We start from the raw sequence: 20,281 nt of genomic DNA, 5'->3' as shown, positions 1-20,281 counted from the left end.
AGCCGCCATTGCCCGGCGCGACGGGATCGGGCGGCATGGCCTGGGCAAGGCGCGATCCGAAGCGTGGACCGGCACGATCCGGGGCGCCGCCTTCCGGTTTCGTTCGCCGGGGGGACGGGGCGTCGGGCGCCCGCATCGCGCGGGATCGTTTCCCGGATCCGGCGGGCTGGTGGGGCGAAGCGGTCGCGCGCGCCTCTCCCCAAGCCGGCGGGCGAGCATCCTCCGCTTGGCCGAGATGCGCCATGAAAGCGCATGAAAAGAACTTTCGGTTGCCGGACAAAATCGGTAATCCTGGCGGGCAAAACCCGGCACGGAAGCGACTGGCCAGCGGCATTTCTCGGCTTGCACCGCAGGAATGCCATCCGGCTTCGTCACCCGATGGATTCACAAAAGGTCATTCATGATGTCTGGAAATCTCTACACCTACGCCGCTTTGGCGCTGTATTTCGGCGTGATGCTGCTGATCGGCTACCTGGCCTATCTGAAAACCAGCGATCACGAGGGCTACATGCTGGCCGGCCGGGGCCTGCCGCCCTGGGTCGCGGCGCTGAGCGCAGGGGCTTCGGACATGTCGGGCTGGCTGATCATGGGCCTGCCGGGGGCGATCTACACCACCGGGCTGATCGAGGGCTGGATCGCGGTCGGGCTGCTGATCGGCGCCTATCTGAACTGGCGGCTGGTCGCGCCGCATCTGCGCGCCTATACCGAAGTTTCGCGCAATTCCATCACCCTGCCCAGCTTTTTCGAGAATCGCCTGCGCGACAACTCGCGCCTGCTGCGCAGCCTTTCCAGCATCGTGATCCTGGTGTTCTTCACGCTCTACGCCTCGTCGGGGATGGTCGCGGGCGGCAAGTTCTTCGAAAGCGCCTTCGGGGGCGATTACCTGACCGGCATGCTGCTGGTGACGGCGGTGACGCTGGCCTATACGCTGTTCGGCGGCTTTCTGGGCGCGTCCCTGACCGATGTGGTCCAGGGGCTGATGATGGTCGTGGCGCTGGTCGTCGTGCCCGCCGTCGCGATCCTGGCCATCGGCGGCTGGACCGAGACCGCCGGTCTTGTCACCGAGGTCGGCGCTGGCAACCTGTCGCTGACCGGGGCGGGCCATATGAGTCCGGGCGCCGCGATCCTGGTGATCCTGTCCGGGCTGGCATGGGGCCTGGGCTATTTCGGCCAGCCCCATATCATCGTGCGCTTCATGGCCCTGCGCACCCCGCAAGAGGCCCGCTCCGCCCGCATCATCGGCACGAGCTGGCAGTTCGTCTCGCTGTCGGGCGCGGTTGCCAGCGGGCTGATCGGCATCGCCTATTTCAGCAAGTTCGGCAACGCACCCCGTGATGCCGAAACCGTTGTCCTGCTGATGTCGCAGGTGCTGCTGCATCCGCTGGTCGCGGGCTTCGTGCTGGCGGCGGTGCTTGCCGCGATCATGAGCACGCTGTCGAGCCAGCTGATCGTGTGCTCCTCGGCGCTGGTCGAGGACATGTATCGCGCCATCAGCCGGCCCGTTCCCAGCCAGCGCGTGCTGATCGTTCTGGGACGCGCCGGCGTGCTGGTGGTGGCGATCATCGCGGCGATGCTGGCGGTCAGCCCCAACGATACCATCCTGGGCCTCGTGGCTTTTGCCTGGGCCGGTTTCGGCGCCGCTTTCGGTCCCATCGTGCTGCTCAGCCTCTATTGGCGCAAGCTGACCAATTTTGGCGCCCTTGCGGGGATGGTGGTCGGCTCGGTTACGGTTTTCGTCTGGAAAGCGATGGATACCGGGCTTTACGAGCTCTTGCCCGCTTTCGTGCTGGCCATGGCGACCTGCGTGGTGGTCAGCCGGCTGACCTATCGCCACAACGAGGAAATCGAGCGCGAGTTCACGCAGGCCAGCCAGGCGGCCCTGGGCAAGATCTAGGACAGCACGCGACCCGGCGGCGGAGCGACAGGAGCGCCCGCCGGCACAAGGCGGGGCCGGGCCAGGCCCTGTCCTGGGATCGGCCGGCTTCCTGTCCGGGCTCAGGGCTGCGGCGCCGGGAAAGGGGCGCGGTATTGTGCCTGCCGCTCGGGTATCCAGCCCGGATACCCTGCGGGAAGCCGGGTCACAGGGTCCAGCGCCGCCAGATCGTCCGGGGCAAGCGCCCCCTCGGTTGTGCGGATATTGCCCTGCAGCTGCCCGACCCGCCTGGCGCCGACGATGATGCCGGGCGCGACCGGCTGGTGCAGGAGCCCGGCCAGCGCCACCTGGGCCACCGTGCAGCCCTTTTCCCCGGCGATGCCGCGTATCACGCCGATGGCGGCGTCGCCGCGCCCCGGAGCCACCGGCGGGACGTCGAAGCCGGCGCGTCGCCCGCCGGGCCCGGCTCGACGCCGCCGGCCTGCATCAGAACAGATCGACGCGCGGCGGATTTTGCGCCCACCAGATCCGGGCCGCCATCCGCAGGCGCTCTTGCGCCCCCGCATCGGCTGGCAAGGCTTCCAGCCCCGCCCGGCTGCCGGCCCGTGCCAGCGCCTCGATGGTCACGGGTCCGGCCCGGCCGTCCACGGCGACCGCTTCGCCCAGCTCGTTCAGGATCATCTGCGTCGCGCGGTCCAGATCGGCGGCGGCCATCCCGTCCAGCAATGCCTGCGCCCGGCTGGCGGCCTCGGCGGCCGGCAGGTCCAGCGCCTTGGCGGCGCGCAGGGCGGCATCGGCGGGGCCCAGGGGCCGGGCATTGCCGCCGAGGATGATGTCGGCGGCATTGGCACCGCCCCAGCCGTCGCCCCGCGCCAGGCCCATGTCATACCAGCGCAGCGCCGCGCGCGGATCGGGCTTGCCCAGCTGGCCGCGCATGATCATCCGTCCCAGGTTTGCAGGCGCAAAGGGATGCCCGCCCTCGGCCGCGCGTTCGAACCAGGCGCGGGCGGCGGCATGGTCCGGCTTCACCTCCCCATAGCCGCGCAACGCCACCAGCCCCAGGTTGTTGTAGCCGTAGATGTCCTTGCGCTCGGCCGAGGCGCGCAGATAGGTCAGCCCGCGCTCCGGGCGGAACCAGCGGCTGTCGGGATCCAGGAAATAGGCGCCCAGCTCGTTCATGGAATAGGTGTGGCCAAGCTCGGCGGCACGCTCCAGCAGTTCGAAGCCGCGCTGGCGGTCGGCTTCCGTCGGGCCGTTGCGCAGCAGGCGCAGGCCGCGGCTATGCATGGCAAAGGGATCGCCGCTGGCGATGGCCTCGTCCAGAAGCGCATTGCCCTGCGCCTCGTCCAGCGGAATGGGCACCACGGCGCGGTCCAGGCGCGGGCTGAGCAGCAGCATGGCGGCGGCATGGCGGGCGCGGATATGGCCGGCCGCGGCTGCGGCGCGAAAGCTGTCATGGGCCGATTGCAGGTCGCCCGAGGCCTGCTGGGCACGGCCCAGCTGGTAGAGAAGCCGCGCCATGCCGGGGTTTTCAGCCACGTCCTGCGCGCAGGCGGCCAGCGCGCGGCGGGGCTCGATCTGGTTCGGCAGGCGGTAAAGGCCCACGCCCTGAAGGTCCAGCGCGTCGCCCGCCTGGACGTCGCAGGCCAGGGCCGGCATCCCGACCGAGACATTCAGGATGCCCGGCCCGGCACCGCCGATGCCAAGGCTGAAGCGGTCGCGCAGCATATGGTCCGTCCTGTCCGCCATCGGGGTCTCGGCCAGATGCGGGCGATAGGTCACGGCGCCGCCGGCCAGGTCGATCTGCCCGTGCTGCGGCGCCTCGATCACCGAAACATCGCCCAGCGGGATGCCGGCCTGCTCGGCCAGCTTGTCGCCCAGCGGCAATTCGCGCGCAAAGGGCAGGGTCAGGTCTATGGCCAGCGCCTGCACGGGCGCGGCGCTGCGGTCGGGCTGGGAGATCGCGGCCTCCGGGGCGGCCGGGGCAGGGGCCGTCCCGCCCTGGACCAGATAGAAGGGCTGCACCAGGGTCGAGCTTTCCCAGGGCACCTGCCGGCCGCTGGTCGATTGATAGACGCGCTGGCGCACGTCGGCCAGCATGGTCAGGATGTTTTCATCCGAATATTGCCCCGCCGAGGCCAGGATCGCCTGCGTATAGGGCCCGTTTCCGCCGGCTTCGCCGTCATAGGCCACCTGTCCGGGCGAGGTCGAAAAGGCGACCAGCGAATTGATCGGGGTCGAGAAAACCTCGAAGCCGGACTTGGTCTCGAACAGCGTCGCATCAAGGTTTGCCGCCAGGCGCAGGTTCGGAAAGGGATTTTCGCGGCAGGCGTCGATCATGGCGACATGGCTTGCGCCGCGGGCCGAGAGCAGTTCGACCACCCGGTCCAGGGTGACGGACTGCACCGGCAGGTCATAGACGCTTTCAAAGGCCACGTCGGTCGGCAGAAGATAGTTCCGCCGCCCGATCTGGATGCCGTGGCCCGCATAGAAGAAAACCAGTTCCGATCCTTCGGGAATGTTGAGCAAGGCCGTGCGCAGGAAGGTTTCGAAGCCGGGCCGGTCGAGATCATGGGCCTCCTGCACGGTAAAGCCGAAGCCGCGCAGCATATCGGCGATGTCGCGGGCGTCGCGCACGGCATTGTCCAGGGCCGGGATGCGCTGGTAATTGCCATTGCCGACGACCAGCGCGATGCGGGCGCCTTCGGCCCCGGCCAAGGTCGCCAGGCCCAACGAGACTGCCGCCGCCAGCAGCAGGGAGCGTGCTGGTCGCCTGGGGGACATCGCTAGCTCCAGCCTCCTCCACCGTCATCGCCGCCGCTGCCACCGCCCCCATTGCCATTGCCACTGCCATTGCCACTGCCGCCATTGCCGCCGCCGCTACCGTTGCCGCCGCCGCTGCTGCCGCCGCTGGAACCGCCATTGCCGCCGCCATTGCTGCGGCCACCCGCGCTGCCGCTGCTGCCTGCCGTGTCGTCGGGCCCTGCCGAGGAAACGCTCGGTTGCGATTGCTGGCCGGGTTCGGATGCAGCGGGAACCTCGGCACAACCGGAAACAAGCGCGATCGTTGCTGTCGAGAACGTGAGTGCCAGAAGGGTACGCATCGCCGCCGCCCCGCATTGCAATGCACCGATGATAGCCCGAATCGCGCAATCCAGCCAGAGATTCCTGGCCCCGGCCGCACCCTGCCCAGCCAGGGGCGGCCCGGTCCGGCATGCCGGTCGCGACCGTCCGCCAGGCAGTTCCCTTGCGCTGGGCTGGATTGGCTTGGCGCTAGCGGGCGTGCGGCATGCGTTCGGCGGCTGCCCGGAAAGCGGTCTGCCTGTCGAAGTTTCGGGCAGATTGCCCGGCGATTTGGCCCTGGCCGCATCGCGGCGGCTGCCCGCCGGTTGATCGGCGGCATGTTTCGTGGCCGAGGTCGGGGCAGCATACCGGGATCCGCTGATGGCTTTGGACCTTTCCAGTTCAGTTCGGGCATTGCCGCGCAGCCATGGCTCGGCCGGGCTGTCGCGCGACCGGGGGCGGCTGTGCCGGCTGCATCAGCAAGGCTGCCTGAAGATCCTGATGCCCCGGATCCAATGCATGCGGGGCCGGTCCGAGGCGGTGGTCGTCAACACCGCCGGGGGCATCACCGGGGGCGACCGGCTGGCGCTCGACATCCATGCGGGCCGGGGCGAAAGCCTGACGGTGACGACGCAGGCGGCCGAGCGCATCTATCGCAGCGCGGGCGGGGCCGGGCAGGTGTCGAACCTCCTGACGCTTGGCGAAGGCGCGCGTATCGACTGGCTGCCGCAGGAGACGATCCTGTTCGAGGGCTCGGCCCTCGAGCGGCGGCTGAGCGTGGACATGGCGGCTGGCGCGACGCTGCTGGCCGCCGAAAGCCTGGTCTTCGGGCGCGCGGCGCATGGGGAAACGCTGTGCCGGTTCCATCTGCGCGACCATTGGCGCATCCGCCGCGGCGAGCGCCTGATCCATGCCGAGGCGGTGCGGCTGGACGGGATGCCCTCGGGTCCGGCCACTCTGGCGGGGGTGCGCGCCGCCGCGACCGTGATCCTTGCCGCGCCGGGGGCCGAGCATGGGCTCGACGCGGCCCGCGCGGCCATCCCCCAGGGCGCCGAGGCCGGCGTCAGCGCGCTGCCGGGCCTGCTGGTGGCGCGGTTCCTGGCGCCCTCGGCCCAGGCCCTGCGGGCGGCGCTGGTGCCGCTCATCGCGCATTTCCGCGCCGGCCCGCCGCCGCGCGTCTGGCAATTGTGAGGCAAGAGATGAACCTGACACCCCGCGAAAAGGACAAGCTGCTGGTGGCCATGGCCGCCATCGTCGCCCGCAACCGCATGGCGCGCGGGGTCAGGCTGAACCACCCCGAGGCCGTCGCCATCATCACCGACGCCGTGGTCGAGGGCGCCCGCGACGGCCGCTCGGTCGCCGATCTGATGTCCCATGGCGCCGAGATCCTGCGCGCCGAGGACTGCATGCCAGGCGTGCCCGAGATGATCCCCGAGATCCAGGTCGAGGCCACCTTTCCCGACGGCACCAAGCTGGTGACGGTCCACCATCCCATCCGCTGAAGGACTCCGCGATGAAAAAGCTTTCTGCCGCCCTGTTGCTGACACCGACCGCAGCCCTTGCCCATACCGGCGCCCATACCGGCCATGCCGGGGGCGCGCCCTTGGTGGCGGGCCTGTCCCATCCGCTGGGCGGGGCCGATCACCTGCTGGCCATGGTGGCCGTGGGCCTGTGGGCGGCCGGCATCGGCGGGCGCGCGGTCTGGGCGTTGCCGCTGGCCTTCGTCGCGGCGATGGTCGCCGGCGGCGGTCTGGGCGCGGCGGGGGTCCACCTGCCGCTGGTCGAGCCGGCGATCCTGGCCTCGTCCATCGTCATCGGGGCGGCGATCGCGCTGGCCCTGCGGCCGGGCCTGGCCATGGCGCTGCCGGTGATCGCGGTCTTCGGCCTGATGCACGGCCATGCGCATGGGGTCGAGGGGCCGGCCGAAGGGCTGGCCGCCTATGCCGCGGGCTTTGCGCTGGCGACGGCGGGCCTGCATGGCGCGGGCATCGCGCTGGGCCGGCTGCCGCTGGCGCGCTGGCTGGGGGCGGCGACGGCCGCGGCCGGCCTTGCCTTGGCGGTGGCCTGACATGATCCCCGGAGAGATCATCCCCGCCGCGGGCGAGATCGTGCTGAACGCCGGCCGCCCCCGGCTGACCCTGACCGTGGCCAATACCGGCGACCGCCCGGTGCAGGTCGGCAGCCATTACCATTTCGCCGAAACCAACCCGGCGCTGGATTTCGACCGCGCGGCCGCGCGGGGAATGCGCCTCGACATCGCCGCCGGCACCGCGATCCGCTTCGAGCCGGGCCAGACCCGCGACGTCGGCCTGATCCCCTTCGCGGGCGACCGCCGCGTCTTCGGCTTCCGTGCCGCCGTGATGGGGAAGCTGTAGGATGCCCGTGACCCTCTCCCGCGCCGATTACGCGGCGATCTATGGCCCGACCACCGGCGACCGTGTCCGCCTGGCCGATACCGAGCTGGTCATTGAGGTCGAGCGCGACCTGACCACCTATGGCGAGGAGGTCAAGTTCGGCGGCGGCAAGGTCATCCGCGACGGCATGGGCCAGTCGCAGAAATCCCGCGCCGAGGGCGCGATGGACACCGTGATCACCAATGCGCTGATCGTGGATGCGACCGGCATCTACAAGGCCGACGTGGGCCTGCGCGACGGGCGCATCGCCGTGATCGGCAAGGCGGGCAACCCCGACACCCAGCCCGCCGTGACCGTGCTGATCGGGCCGGGGACCGAGATCATCGCGGGCGAGGGCCGCATCCTGACCGCCGGTGCCATGGACGCGCATATCCATTTCATCTGCCCCCAGCAGATCGACGACGCGCTGCATTCGGGCATCACCACCATGCTGGGCGGCGGCACCGGCCCGGCGCATGGCACGCTGGCCACCACCTGCACGCCGGGGCCCTGGCATATCGGGCGGATGCTGCAGGCCGCCGACGCCTTCCCGATGAACCTCGCCTTCGCGGGCAAGGGCAATGCCTCGCTGCCTGCGGCGCTTGAGGAACAGGTCCGCGCCGGCGCCTGCGCGATGAAGCTGCACGAGGACTGGGGTACCGCCCCTGCCGCCATCGACTGCTGCCTTTCCGTCGCCGACCGCATGGATGTGCAGGTGATGATCCACACCGACACGCTGAACGAAAGCGGCTTCGTCGAGGATACCATCGCCGCCATTGCCGGCCGCACCATCCACGCCTTCCACACCGAGGGCGCGGGCGGTGGCCATGCGCCCGACATCATCCGGGTGGCCGGGCTTGCGAACGTGATCCCGTCCTCGACCAACCCGACGCGGCCCTTCACCGTCAACACGATGGAGGAACACCTGGACATGCTGATGGTCTGCCATCACCTGGACCGCCGGGTTCCGGAAGACATCGCCTTTGCCGAATCCCGCATCCGGCGCGAGACCATCGCGGCCGAGGACATCCTGCACGACATGGGTGCCATGTCGATCATCTCGTCCGACAGCCAGGCCATGGGCCGGGTGGGCGAGGTGCTGATCCGCACCTGGCAGACCGCCCACAAGATGCGGGTGCAGCGCGGCTCCCTGGGCGATGGCCCGGCCGACAATTTCCGCGTCTGCCGCTATGTCGCGAAATACACCATCAACCCCGCCATCGCGCATGGGCTGTCGCATGAGATCGGCTCGGTCGAGCCCGGAAAGCGCGCCGACCTGGTGCTGTGGAACCCCGCCTTCTTCGGCGTCAAGCCCGAGATGGTGCTCTTGGGCGGCAGCGTGGTCATGGCGCAGATGGGCGATCCGAACGCCTCGATCCCGACGCCGCAGCCGGTGCATTCGCGGCCCATGTTCGGGGCTTTCGGGCGCTCGGTCGAACGCAGCGCCGTGACCTTTGTCAGCCGCGATGCCGAACTGGACCGGCTGGGGCTGGCCAAGGACACGGTCGCCGTGCGCGGCACGCGCGGCATCGGCAAGGCGCAGATGGTGCTGAACGATGCCACCCCCGAGATCCATGTCGACCCCGAAACCTACGAGGTGCGCGCGGATGGCGAATTGCTGACCTGCCAGCCCGCCGAAAGCCTGCCCATGACCCAACGCTATTTCCTGTTCTGACGATGAAAGCCACCGCCGTCCTTCGCCCCCCGCTTGCCGGCCGACCAGTCGACCGGGTCGAGCTGGACTACGATGCCCGCTTCCTGCGCCGCAAGCTGCTGCGCACCCGAGCCGGCGCCGACCTGCTGGTCGATCTGCCGAAAGTCACCGCGCTGGCCCATGGCGATGCGCTGCTGACCGATGCCGGCCCGGTCGAGGTCGTCGCCGCAGCCGAGCCGGTGCTGATCGTCACCGGCGACCTGCCGCGCCTGGCCTGGCATATCGGCAACCGCCACACGCCCTGCCAGATCGAGCCCTTCCACCTAGTTATCCGCGCCGATCACGTGTTGCGCGCCATGCTGCAGGGCCTGGGCGCGACCGTGACCGAGGCGCGGCAGCCTTTCATCCCCGAAGGCGGCGCCTATGGCCCGGCCCAGGTCATGGGTCATTCGCATTCGCATGGACATGAGCATGGACATGGGTACGGGCACCACCATGCGCATGGCCAGGCCCACCCCCATGACGGCTGAGCTTGTCGCGCTGCAACGGTTGTTCGCCTGGCTGTCGCCCGCTTGGCCGGTGGGCGGCTTCGCCTATTCGCACGGGATCGAGCAGGCCATCGCCGACGGCTGGCTGACGGGGCCGGAGACGGTGCGGGACTGGATCGCCGATCTTCTGCGCCACGGGGCGGGCCGCAACGACGCCATCCTCTTGGCCCATGCCTGGCGGGGCGAGGACGTGGCCGAGCTTGCCCTGGCGCTGTCGGGCTGCGCCGAGCGCCGCCGCGAGACGGCCGAGCAGGGGGCAAGCTTCGCCCGCGCCGTCTCGGCCGTCGAGGATGCGCTGCCCGCCGCCCCCTATCCCGTCGCCATCGGCATCGCCGCCGCGCGGGCGGGGGTGCCGCTTGCCGAGACGCTGGCGCTTTTCCTGCAAGCCTTCGCATCGAACCTTGTCACCGCCTGCGTGAAATCTGTGCCCATCGGCCCGCTCCAGGGCCAGCGCGTCCTGGCCGAGCTGATGCCGCTGATCCGGGCGGTCGCGGCCGAGGCCGAGACCGCCGGCCTGGACGAGCTGGGCGGCTGCGCCCTGCGCGGCGACCTGGCCGCCATCCGCCACGAAACGCTGCAACCGAGGATCTATCGCACATGACCAGCCCGAACGGCCCGCTTCGCATCGGCATCGGCGGCCCGGTCGGCGCGGGCAAGACCCGCCTGACCGAGGCGCTTTGCCGGGCGCTTTCGCAAGACCTCTCCGTCGCCGCGATCACCAATGACATCTATACGCGCGAGGATGCCGAATACCTGATGCGCGTCCAGGCCCTGCCGCTGGAGCGCATCCGCGGCGTCGAGACCGGCGGTTGCCCGCATACGGCGATCCGCGAGGATTGCTCGATCAACCTGGCGGCGGTCGAGGAACTGACGACGGCCTTTCCCGATCTCGACGTGATCCTGATCGAGTCGGGGGGCGATAATCTCTCGGCCACCTTCTCGCCGGAACTGGCGGACCTGACGGTCTATCAGATCGATTGCGGCATGGGCGACGACATCCCGCGCAAGGGCGGGCCGGGCGTCACGCGCTCGGACCTGTTGGTCGTCAACAAGATCGATATCGCCGAAGCCGTCGGCTGCGACCGCATGCGCATGGCCCGTGACGCGGCCCGCCAGAGGGGCGAGCGCCCGGTGCGCTTCTGCTCCCTGCGCACCGGCGAGGGCGTGGCCGAGGTCGTGGCCGAGATTCGCAGGCTGGGCGGATTGGGCGATCCGGCCCGCGCCTGACGGTCCTGCTGCCGGGCGGGATGACGGGCCGGGCGGGTGTTTTCTGTCCTCGCCAGTGGCCTCAGCCCTCGAAAGGGCCAAGATCGCCGGGCGTTCGCGCGCCCAGAAAGCCCATCGCCGTCCGCATCTCGGCCAGGAGCATGTCCAGCAGCGCCGCGGCGCCGGCCTCGCCCCCGGCGGCAAGGCCCCAGAGCGGCGCGCGGCCCAGCTGCACGGCCGCGGCGCCGAGCGCGAGGTATTTCAGCACGTCCGAGCCGCGCCGGACGCCGCTGTCGGCCAGCAGTTCGGGCACCGCGCCGGGATCGGCGGCGATGCGCGCCAGGGCCTCGGCGGTGGTCGGCAGGGCGTCGCAATTGCGCCCGCCATGGGTCGAGACGACGATGGCATCGGCACCCTCGGCCCTGGCGCGGCGGGCATCCTCGGCGCTCAGTACGCCCTTGAGGATGATCCGGCCCTGCCAGCCGTCGCGCAGCGCGCGGAAATCCTGCCATGTCAGCGCCGGGTCGAGGCGCAGGTCTTCGGCCATCACCGGCGACAGCAGGCCGGCGCGGAACTCGGGCGGGTAATGGCCATAGCTGGGCATCCCCCGGCGCAGGCCCGGCCGCAGGATCACCCGCCACAGCCAGCGCGGGTGGCACAGCATGTCGGCGACATTGCCGGGCGTCGGCCGGAACGGCACGCCGAAGCCGTTGCGCTGGTTGTATTCGCGCTTGGGCGGCATCTGCGTGTCCACGGTCAGCACCAGCGTATCGCAATCGCAAGCCGCGACCCGGTGCAGCAGATCGGCCGTGCGGGCGCGGTCCTTCCAGACGTAAAGCTGGAACCACAGCTCGGCCTCGGGGGCGCCGCGGCGGATGTCCTCGATCGGCTCGACCGATTGCGTCGAGACGGTGAAGGGGATCCCGAAGCGGCTGGCGGCGCGGGCGAGCTTCGTCTCGCCCCGATCCGCCACCATGCCGGCCAGCGCGGTCGGCGCGATCACCAGCGGGGTCGGGCGGCTCCGGCCCAGCAGGGCGGTCTCCAGCGAGGCCGGGCAATCGCCGTTCAGGATGCGCGGCCGGAGCCGGATCCCGTCCAGCGAGGCGCGGATGCGAGAGAGCGAAACCTCGTCCTCGGTGCCGCGGTCGATATAGTCGAACAGCCCCTTGGGCAGGCGCCGCCGTGCGGCCGCGCGGAAATCGTCCGTGTTCAGCGGCGCCATCCGCGGCGCTCCCTATGCGGCCAGCAGCTTTTCGACCTCGGCCCGCAGCCGGGCCGAGCGTTCGGGCTGGCAGGCATCCAGCGGCATCAGCACCTTTTGCGCGTCGATGCCGAACAGGTCCAGCACCGATTTCATCGGGCCGGGATTGGTCTCGCCGAAGGCCGCGTTCATCATCGGCTGGGCCCGGCGGTGCAGGGCCAGCGCGCCGGCCAGGTCGCCCGCGGCCAGCATGTCGTGCATCCGGACCCAGAAGGCCGGCAGCATCGAGGCGGTGACGATGATCCCGCCCTTCGCGCCCGCGGCCATGTGCAGGGGGAACAGCGAGTCCTCGCCGCCGAGGATGGCGAAGTCGTCGCCGACCCCCGCCGCGACCTGCAGGAAGTGATACATGTCGGTGTTGCACGCCTTCATGCCGATGATGTTGGGGTGCCGCGACAGCTCATGCGTGACCTCGGGCGGGATGGCGATGCGGGTGCGATAGGGGATCTCGTAGAGCAGCACCGGCACCGGCGAGGCATCGGCATAGCGCATGAAATAGTCGCGCAGCCCGGCCGGTGTCGGGTTGGTGTAATAGGGCGTCAGCACCAGCAGGCAATCGGCGCCGGCCGCGGCATAATCCTTGCCCGCCCTGATGGCGTCGTAATAGCCCGTATCCAGCACGCCGGCCATGACGGTCTGCCCGCCCTGGCTGCGCTCAGCGCAGACGGCCACGGCATCGACCCGCGTCGCATGCGGCAGCGCGCCGTATTCGCCGGTGCCGCCGATGGGCAGCACGCCGGTGCAGCCGCCGGCATGGACGTGATCGACGAGTTTCGCCATGTCGCCGCGCGCCAGGCTGTCGTCGCCGTTCACAAGGGTCGGCAGGGCGGGGATGATCCCGCGAAGGTCTTTCGAAGTCAGCATTGTCTATCCGTTCAAGGTTATTTCTGGCGTCGGTTCAGCAGCCCCACCGCGACGATCAGCGCCGTCACGAACAGGAACAGGCAGGTCGAGACCGCCGCCAGCAGCGGCGAAATCGACAGCGAGACCTCGTCCCAAAGCTGCTTGGGCAGGGTCGCGGACATGCCGCCCGAGGTGAAAAGCGCGATGGTCAGCTCGTCGAAGCTGATGGTGAAGGCGAAAAGGAAGGCCGAGATCATGCCCGCGCCGATGATCGGCAGCGTGACCAGCCGCAGCGTGCGGATCGGCGTCGCGCCCAGGCTTTGCGCGGCCAGGTCCAGCCGGGTGTCGTAGTTGCGCAAGACCGACATGACCGTCAGCACCACATAGGGCACGGCGATGACCGTGTGGCCGATGATCAGGCCCAGGTTGGTGCCGACCAGCCCGATCTTGGCGTAAAGGTAGAACAGCCCCACCGACAGGATCATGTTCGGCATCACCACCGGCATCAGGGTAAAGGCCAGAAGCGCCGTCTTGCCCCGCATCCTGCCGCGCACCATCAGGAAGGCGACGGGCGTGCCGATCAGCAGCGCCAGGACCGCGGTGCTGAAGCCGACGACCAGCGAGCGGGTCAGCGCGCTCATCCAGATCGGCGAGTCGAAGATCTGCTGGTACCATTTCAGGGTAAAGCCCTGCGGCGGCCAGTTCAGCCCGCTTTCCGCGAAGGACAGCGGGATCATCAGCAGCACCGGCAGCGTCATCACCGCCAGCAGCACGGTGACGAAGCCCAGCAGCGGGCGCGGCGCACCTTCGCGGGCGCGGCGGCGCGGAAACAGCCCGATGATCGCGTCCGAGGCATGGCCCAGCCCGGTCAGGATCGCGTCTCCGATGCGCGAGAAGATCCCCTTGCGGCCGGGTCGGCCTTTCCTGGCCGCGGATTCGCCGGTCATGGTCGAAAGCCCGACGGCGCGGTCGTAAAGCACGAAGACCAGCAGCACGACCGCCAGCAGCAGCACGGCGACGGCGCTGGCAAAGCCCCAGTTCATGGTCTGGATGATCTGCTCGATGATGATCTGGGTGATCATCGTCTCGCGCCGCCCGCCCAGCAGGGCCGGGAAGATGAAGAAGCCGATGGCGGTGACGAAGACCATCAGCGCCCCCGAGGTCACGCCGGGAAAGGACAGCGGGAAGTAGATCTTCCAGAAGGCCATGCCGGGCCTGGCGCCAAGGGTCGAGGCGGCGCGGGTCAGGTTTCGGTCGATATTCTCCATCACCGACAGCATGGTCAGCACCGCCAGCGGCAGCAGGGCATGGACCATGCCGATGACCACGGCCGAGAAATTATACATCAGCGCGATGGGTGCATCGCTGATGCCCAGCGTCTGCAGCAGCTTGTTCACCACGCCGTTGCGGCCCAAGAGGATGATCCAGGCGAAGGCGCGCACCAGGAACGAGGTCCAGAAGGACAGCAGGATCCAGAACAGGATCCGGCCCTTTTTCGCCTTCGGCAGGATCGAGATCAGATAGGCCACCGGATAACCGGCAATGACCGCAAAGATCGTGGTCACGACCGAGATCTTCAGCGTCAGCATCATCACTGTCAGATAGACCGGCGTGCCGAGCAGGCGCTGGTAGTTTTCCAGCGAGAAGCCGTCGCCCTTCTGGAAGGACAGCAGGAAAAGCTGTGCCGAAGGGTAGATCAGGAATGTCACCAGCAGCAGCACCATCGGCGCCGCCATCAGAAGCTGCCTGCTTCTGCGGCTCATCGGCCGGCGGGTCGCGGCCGGGGGACGGGCCGGGGCGGGGATGGCGGCCATCACGCGGCCTCGTCGGCGGGGATGGCGACGGCGTCGCGCGGATCGAAGCTCAGGCGATAGTCGCGGCCGGGCTCGGGGGCGCGGGCGCTCATCGCGGTGGCGCGGGTGGCGATCAGCGGGTCAGACGCCAGCGCCGGCGCCTCGAGGAAGAACTTGGTGCTGGCGCCGGTCACGCTCCAGCTGCGCAGCCTGGCGTTCAGCCCCTCGCCGGGCGTATCCTCCAGGCGGATGTTCTGCGGCCGCAACATGACCTTGACCGCAGCGCCCTGGCCCAGCGGCCGGGGCAGGGTGACTCGGATCTCGCTGGCATCGCCCAGCCGCACCACGCCCTCGCCGTCCGCGCCCGAGACGAGACGGCCCTCCAGCAGGTTCGCCTCGCCCAGGAAATCGGCGACGAACAGCGATTGCGGGCGGAAATACAGGTCGGCCGGGCTGCCCAGCTGCGCGATCCTGCCGCCGTTCATCAGGCAGATGCGGTCCGACATGGTCATCGCCTCTTCCTGGTCGTGGGTGACATAGACGATGGTGCCGCCGATCTCCTTGTGGATGCGCAGGATCTCGAACTGCATCTGGTCGCGCAGCTTCTTGTCCAGCGCGCCCAGCGGCTCGTCCATCAGGATGACCGAGGGGCGATAGATGGTGCAGCGCGCAAGGGCCACGCGCTGCTGCTGTCCGCCGGACAGCTCCTTGGGGAAACGGTCGGCGATATGGGGCAGGCGCACCATGTCCAGCGCCTCCTGCACAAGCCGCCTGATCTCGGCCGCAGGCGTGCCGCGCATCTTCAGCGGAAAGGCGATGTTCTCGGCGATGGTCATGTGCGGGAACAGCGCATAGTTCTGGAACATCATGCCGATGTCGCGCTGATAGGGCGCGGCATAGGTCACGTCCCGGTCGTTCATCAGGATGCGCCCGCTGTCGGCCTCGGCCAGCCCGGCGATCAGGCTCAGCAGCGTGGTCTTGCCCGAGCCGGAGGGCCCCAGCAGCGTCAGGAACTCGCCCTTCTCGACCTTCAGGTCGGTCGGTGCCAGGGCGACGAAGTCGCCATAGACCTTGCCCAGGCCCTGCGTTTCCAAAGTGCTCATGTCGCGATCCGTTTCCCCGGGGGCCTAGCCGATGAACCAGCTGTTGAACCGCTCGATCACCGGGTCGGCGTTCTCCAGCCAATAGGCGGCGTCGATCTGCAGCCCGGTCTCGATATTCGCCGGATAGGTCGGGCAGTTCTTGGCCACGTCCGCCGGGATGGTCTCGAAGGCCGCCGGCTGGACGATGCCGGCCGGGAAGAACTTGACCAGCTGCGCCATGCGCGCCGGGTCCGAGGCGAACTTGATTAGCTCGCGGCAGGCATCGGCATTGGGCGTGCCCTTCAGGATCGACCAGCCGTCGCAGCCCCAGATGTTCTGGTTCCAGACGATCTCGACCGGGGCGCCGGCCGCTTGCGCCGATTGCGCGCGCGACACCCAGGTCGAAAGCAGGTCGACCTCGCCCGAGATCAGCAGCTGTTCGGCCTGCGCGCCGCTGGTCCACCAGATGTCGGTGGCGGGCTGCACCTTGTCGAGCCGGGCGAAGGCGCGGTCCAGGTCCAGCGGATAGACCTGGTCCGCCGGCACGCCGTCGGCCATCAGCGCCTGTTCCAGCGTGTCATAGGGGTGGCGGCGCAGGGCGCGGCGGCCGGGGAACCTCTCGGGGTCCATCAGGTCCGCCCAGGAGGCCGGCGCCTCGCGCCCCTCGAAGGCGTCGCGGCGATAGGCCAGCACGGTGGTATAGACGTTGGTGCCGACCTGGTATTCGTTGCGGAAATGCGCCGGGATCGACTGGATCACCGCCTCGGCATCCAGGCCCACGGGTTCCAGATACTTGGTCTCGCCCGTGGTCAGTTGCAGCACCGCCGGGACCGAGATCTTGCCCATGTCCCAGGTATAGGTTCCGGTTTCCACCATCGAGCGGATCTGCGCGGTCGGCTCGGCCTGGGCCTGGGCGGGCACGACCTCGATCCCGGTCGCCTCGGTGAAGGGGCGATAGAAGATCTCGGTATAGGCCTGGGTATAGATGCCGCCGTCGTCGCGCACCACGATGCGGGTGGACTGGGCGCGCGCACCCGAGGGGCGCCAGATCGCCGGCGCGGCCAGCCCTGCGGCCGCCCCCAGCAGAAGGGTCCGACGCTTGATCGTCGGCATGGTGGGTTTCGTCATGTCACGTCTCTCCTGTTGGTTGGTCTTGTCGGGTGGTCAGGCGGTCGGGCCGATGACGCGGTCGCGGTTCATCAGCCCGTCGGGGTCGATGCAGCGTTTCAGCGCCCGCATCAGGTCGAGTTCGGGGCCGGCCTTGTAGCGTTCCATCAGCCCGATCATGGTCTGGCCAACGCCGTGCTCGGCGCTGAAGGTGCCGCCAAGCGCGATGGCGATGTCGTTGACCGCGTTGCGCAGCTGCGCCTCGACCGCCTGGCGGTCGGGCAGCGCCGCCCAGAGGTCATGCGCAAACAGCGCGATGAAATGGATGTTGCCGTCGCCGACATGGCCCACAACAGTCACGAGGATGCCGGGATGGACCTGCATCACCGCTTCCGTGGCGCGGGCGATGAATTCGGGGACGCGGGCCACCGGGACCGCCGTGTCCGAGGTGATGCTGACGCCGACCCGCGCATTCGATTCCGTCACGCTGTGGCGGATCGCCCACATCGCCTCGGCCTGCGTCAGGTTCTGCGCGATGCTGCCGTCCAGGACCAGCCCGGCCTCGAAGGCCTGTTCCAGGATCCCGACCATCAGCGTGTCGAGATCGGCTGCGGCGGTATCGGCCAGTTCGACCATCAGGTGCCAGCCCTCGCGCCCCTCGACCGGCGCGGTGTGGTTGCCGTGATCCAGCACATTGGCCAGCTGCTGGGCGTTCATCAGCTCAAAGGCGGTCAGGCTGCGCCCGGCATGGCGGCGGAACAGCTGCAAAAGCTCCAGCGCCTCGGCCGGCCCGGCGATGCGCAGCCAGCACATGCCGATCGCCGGGGTGGCGGGATAAAGCCGCATGACCGCGCCGGTGACGATGCCCAATGTGCCCTCGGCGCCGATGAAAAGCTGCTTGAGGTCATAGCCGGCGGTGTCCTTGTGCAGCGCCCGCATCATGTCCAGCACCCGGCCGTCGGGCAGCACGACCTCCAGCCCCAGCGTATTCGCGCGCGTCGTGCCATAGCGCAGCACCGCCGTGCCGCCGGCATTGGTGGCGATGGTGCCGCCCAGCTGGCAGCTGCCCTCCGAGCCGAGGCTGACCGGGTAAAGCAACCCCTCGGCCCTGGCCGCCTCTTGCAACTGGGCGATGGTGCAGCCCGCATCGGCGGCGATGGTCATCCCGAAGGGGTCGATGGCGCGCAGCTTGTTCAGTCGTTCGGTCGAGACGATCACCGGCAGGCGGTCGTCGGGTGTCGCCCCGCCGCACAGGCCGGTATTGCCGCCCTGCGGCAGCATCGGCCAGCCATGCGCATGCAGCAGCTTGGCCAGCGCCGCGACCTCGGCCGTGTCGCGCGGCTTGCAGACGCAAAGCGCGGGCGCCTGGAACTTGCGCCTTGCATCGGTGCAATAGCCCTGGATCTCGGCCGGACTTTCCAGCACGGCGCCGGGGCCGAGCAAGGCGCGGATCTCGTCCATCAGAAGCGTGCGCGAGGTCTCGTGCCGGATCGCAGATGTCATATGATTTCCTCCAGACCCTTTGGGGCGACATCTTCGCGATGCTTCGTCCGCAGAATCGTTCCTTCCGTTCTCCTAGCTTAAATTCTCGAGCAATGATAGAAAAATTTATCGTATAGGAAAAATTAAGTACTTTAGTGGAGAAACTTTATCCGCTAGACAGAGGGCAGGGGCTTTGACGGCCGCAGCAAAGGAGCGATCCCGATGAAAGATCTGAACGATGGCGGCGTGCTGGTGGTCGGTTGCGGCAGGATGGGCGGGGCGCTGCTGGACGGATGGATCGCGCAGGGCTTGCGGCCCGCCAGCCTGTGGATCGAGGATCCGCATCCCGGCGACAGGTTGCTGGCGCTTGCCGCGCAGGGCGCGCATGTCAACGCCCCCCGGCCTGCGCGGCCCGCGGTCGTGCTGCTGGCGGTCAAGCCGCAGATGATGGCGGGGGTGCTGGCGGGCCTTGCGGCGCTGCCCGCGGATGTGCCGGTGCTGTCGGTCGCGGCCGGGGTCTCGTTGCAGCAATATGGCGCGGTGCTTGGCGACCGCCCGATCATCCGGGCGATGCCCAACACGCCCGCGCTGGTCGGTCGCGGCATGACGGCGATCATCGGCAATGCCCATGCCGGGCCTGGGCACCTGGCGCTGGCGGTGCGGATGTTCTCGGCGGTGGGCGAGGTCGTCGCCCTTGAGGCTGAAGTCCAGATCGACGCGGTGACGGCGATTTCGGGCTCGGGCCCGGCCTATCTGTTCCTGTTTGCCGAGGCGCTGGAACAGGCGGCGCGCGGCCTGGGCCTGCCCGAGGCGCTGGCGCGACGGCTTGCCCGCGGCACGGTCGGCGGCGCGGCTGAACTGATGGTGGCCAGCGGCCGGGATGCGGCCGAGCTGCGCCACGAGGTGACGAGCCCGGGCGGCACCACCGCAGCCGGCCTTGCCGTTCTGATGCGGCCGGACGGCCTGTCCGAACTGGTCGCGGGTGCCGCAGAGGCGGCCCGTGACCGCTCGGTCGCCCTGGGGCGATAGGTGCCGGGCCGGTCTTGCCCGCGCCTTATCGAGGCCGCGCCGCTGCCCTATGTTTGCAGGGCATCAGGGCGCGGGAAAGTTCGGGGCAGGGGGAATTCGCGCGGGACAGGGATGCCGCGCAACGGATAACGTGACGTCGGGAATGCAAGGCTGGAGAGACATGCCGATCGTGAACCAGATTGGTGACATCGCAATGAGGCAGCGCCGCACGGCCCGTCCGCGCGGCGAACGGCCGCTGGAACTCGGCCCGCGGCTGAAGGCGCTGCGCAAGGGTCAGCAACTGACCTTGCAGGAGGTCGCGCGCCTGACCGGCGTATCCACCTCGGCCCTGTCCAAGATCGAGCGCAACGACCTTTCGCCGACGCTGACCACCTTGCAGCGCATCGCCAGCGGCCTTCAGGTCGAACTGTCGGCCTTGCTGGGTGACGAGCCCAGCCATGCGCCGACCACCGGCCGGCGCTCCATCGCCCGCGCTGGGCAGGGCGACAATCTCAACAATGCCACCTGCAACAACAAGCTGCTTTGCGCGGATATCAAGGACAAGTGCTTCACGCCCATCCGTACCGTGGTCAAGGCCCGCTCGCCCGAGGATTACGAGGCCTGGGGCGTTTCGGACGGCGAGATCTTCCTGACCGTGCTGAAGGGGGAACTGGTCATCCACAGCCGGATCTACGAGCCCCTGGTGCTCTATCCCGGCGACAGCATGTATTACGACGCCTCGACCGAGCATTGCTGGACCTCGCAGGGGGATGTCGATGCCGAACTGATCTGGGTGCTGGGCACGCGGACGGCCTGAGGGGGCCGCGGGCCGGCCGGTTGCCGGCGGACGGGCTCGCAGCGCGGCCAGGCCCCGCATTGCCGCGGCAGATCCGGCCTCTGCGCGGTGCGGCCCATGGCCCGACGCTCCCCGCGCTTGGCCGGCGCTGGCTGCCGGGGGATGCGAGAAG

The 20,281-nt window shown here is 69.2% G+C and carries 20 protein-coding genes; 11 read left to right on the top strand and 9 right to left on the bottom strand.

Going from position 1 to position 20,281, the window contains the following annotated elements:
* Positions 1–400: 400 nt before the first annotated feature.
* Positions 401–1,894 (top strand): sodium/proline symporter PutP, encoded by a 1,494-nt coding sequence (gene putP / locus ESD82_RS06635; RefSeq protein WP_208852033.1) that lies wholly within the window; start codon positions 401–403, stop codon positions 1,892–1,894.
* A gap of 101 nt (positions 1,895–1,995) precedes the next feature.
* Here putP and ESD82_RS06630 read toward each other — a convergent pair whose 3' ends face one another.
* The 3 genes from ESD82_RS06630 to ESD82_RS06620 all read right to left on the bottom strand — a co-directional run bounded on the left by ESD82_RS06630 (position 1,996) and on the right by ESD82_RS06620 (position 4,977).
* On the bottom strand, positions 1,996–2,298 hold the full coding sequence (locus ESD82_RS06630) for an aldo/keto reductase (RefSeq protein WP_244314465.1): 303 nt from the start codon (positions 2,296–2,298) through the stop codon (positions 1,996–1,998).
* 61 nt (positions 2,299–2,359) lie between these two features.
* On the bottom strand, positions 2,360–4,657 hold the full coding sequence (locus ESD82_RS06625; protein ID WP_147428718.1) for a caspase family protein: 2,298 nt from the start codon (positions 4,655–4,657) through the stop codon (positions 2,360–2,362).
* 2 nt (positions 4,658–4,659) lie between these two features.
* On the bottom strand, positions 4,660–4,977 hold the full coding sequence (locus tag ESD82_RS06620; RefSeq protein WP_147428719.1) for a hypothetical protein: 318 nt from the start codon (positions 4,975–4,977) through the stop codon (positions 4,660–4,662).
* 340 nt (positions 4,978–5,317) lie between these two features.
* On the opposite strand from ESD82_RS06620, the gene ESD82_RS06615 reads away from it, so the two are divergent.
* The 8 genes from ESD82_RS06615 to ureG are packed head-to-tail and all read left to right on the top strand — an operon-like array spanning position 5,318 to position 10,758.
* On the top strand, positions 5,318–6,127 hold the full coding sequence (locus tag ESD82_RS06615; RefSeq protein WP_147428720.1) for an urease accessory protein UreD: 810 nt from the start codon (positions 5,318–5,320) through the stop codon (positions 6,125–6,127).
* Positions 6,128–6,135: 8 nt separating this feature from the next.
* On the top strand, positions 6,136–6,438 hold the full coding sequence (locus ESD82_RS06610; RefSeq protein WP_147428721.1) for an urease subunit gamma: 303 nt from the start codon (positions 6,136–6,138) through the stop codon (positions 6,436–6,438).
* A gap of 11 nt (positions 6,439–6,449) precedes the next feature.
* A complete protein-coding gene (locus tag ESD82_RS06605) occupies positions 6,450–7,004 on the top strand; it encodes a HupE/UreJ family protein (RefSeq protein WP_024845760.1) in 555 nt (184 codons plus the stop codon).
* 1 nt (position 7,005) lies between these two features.
* Positions 7,006–7,311 (top strand): urease subunit beta, encoded by a 306-nt coding sequence (locus ESD82_RS06600; protein ID WP_024845759.1) that lies wholly within the window; start codon positions 7,006–7,008, stop codon positions 7,309–7,311.
* A gap of 1 nt (position 7,312) precedes the next feature.
* Entirely contained in the window at positions 7,313–9,004 is a 1,692-nt protein-coding gene (gene ureC, locus ESD82_RS06595) for an urease subunit alpha (RefSeq protein ID WP_147428722.1), read from the top strand.
* A 2-nt stretch (positions 9,005–9,006) separates the two neighbouring features.
* Entirely contained in the window at positions 9,007–9,513 is a 507-nt protein-coding gene (locus tag ESD82_RS06590; protein ID WP_147428723.1) for an urease accessory protein UreE, read from the top strand.
* The gene (locus ESD82_RS06585) at positions 9,503–10,132 is read left to right on the top strand and encodes an urease accessory protein UreF (RefSeq protein ID WP_024845757.1); all 630 of its coding nucleotides are present in this window, start codon (positions 9,503–9,505) and stop codon (positions 10,130–10,132) included. Before ESD82_RS06590 ends, ESD82_RS06585 begins: the two co-directional genes overlap by 11 nt.
* Complete coding sequence (gene ureG, locus ESD82_RS06580; protein ID WP_147428725.1) at positions 10,129–10,758, top strand: urease accessory protein UreG; 630 nt, start codon at positions 10,129–10,131, stop codon at positions 10,756–10,758. Before ESD82_RS06585 ends, ureG begins: the two co-directional genes overlap by 4 nt.
* A gap of 61 nt (positions 10,759–10,819) precedes the next feature.
* Here the strand turns inward: ureG and ESD82_RS06575 are convergent, their stop codons facing one another.
* Genes ESD82_RS06575 through ESD82_RS06550 form a run of 6 tightly spaced genes read right to left on the bottom strand, consistent with a single transcriptional unit; the run spans position 10,820 to position 18,326 of the window.
* Complete coding sequence (locus tag ESD82_RS06575) at positions 10,820–11,959, bottom strand: alpha-hydroxy acid oxidase (RefSeq protein ID WP_147428726.1); 1,140 nt, start codon at positions 11,957–11,959, stop codon at positions 10,820–10,822.
* 12 nt (positions 11,960–11,971) lie between these two features.
* On the bottom strand, positions 11,972–12,862 hold the full coding sequence (locus ESD82_RS06570) for a dihydrodipicolinate synthase family protein (RefSeq protein WP_024845754.1): 891 nt from the start codon (positions 12,860–12,862) through the stop codon (positions 11,972–11,974).
* A 17-nt stretch (positions 12,863–12,879) separates the two neighbouring features.
* Positions 12,880–14,655 (bottom strand): ABC transporter permease subunit, encoded by a 1,776-nt coding sequence (locus tag ESD82_RS06565; RefSeq protein WP_208852032.1) that lies wholly within the window; start codon positions 14,653–14,655, stop codon positions 12,880–12,882.
* The gene (locus ESD82_RS06560) at positions 14,655–15,737 is read right to left on the bottom strand and encodes an ABC transporter ATP-binding protein (RefSeq protein WP_024845752.1); all 1,083 of its coding nucleotides are present in this window, start codon (positions 15,735–15,737) and stop codon (positions 14,655–14,657) included. Before ESD82_RS06560 ends, ESD82_RS06565 begins: the two co-directional genes overlap by 1 nt.
* A 24-nt stretch (positions 15,738–15,761) precedes the next feature.
* Positions 15,762–16,844 carry an ABC transporter substrate-binding protein gene (locus ESD82_RS06555; protein WP_024845751.1) on the bottom strand — a complete coding sequence of 361 codons (1,083 nt, stop codon included), beginning with the start codon at positions 16,842–16,844 and terminating at the stop codon, positions 15,762–15,764.
* Between the two features lie 36 nt (positions 16,845–16,880).
* Complete coding sequence (locus tag ESD82_RS06550; protein WP_147428727.1) at positions 16,881–18,326, bottom strand: FAD-binding oxidoreductase; 1,446 nt, start codon at positions 18,324–18,326, stop codon at positions 16,881–16,883.
* 201 nt (positions 18,327–18,527) lie between these two features.
* On the opposite strand from ESD82_RS06550, the gene proC reads away from it, so the two are divergent.
* Positions 18,528–19,334, top strand: a complete 807-nt coding sequence (gene proC, locus ESD82_RS06545) for a pyrroline-5-carboxylate reductase (RefSeq protein WP_081750599.1) — start codon at positions 18,528–18,530, stop codon at positions 19,332–19,334.
* Positions 19,335–19,494: 160 nt separating this feature from the next.
* Positions 19,495–20,130 carry a helix-turn-helix domain-containing protein gene (locus ESD82_RS06540; protein ID WP_024845748.1) on the top strand — a complete coding sequence of 212 codons (636 nt, stop codon included), beginning with the start codon at positions 19,495–19,497 and terminating at the stop codon, positions 20,128–20,130.
* Positions 20,131–20,281: the final 151 nt, after the last annotated feature.

It is taken from the genome of Paracoccus pantotrophus, assembly GCF_008824185.1.
GTDB classification, from domain to species: domain Bacteria; phylum Pseudomonadota; class Alphaproteobacteria; order Rhodobacterales; family Rhodobacteraceae; genus Paracoccus; species Paracoccus pantotrophus.
The sequence above is the reverse complement of the archived record's forward strand: the minus strand, read 5'-3'. Positions and strand labels throughout refer to the sequence as shown.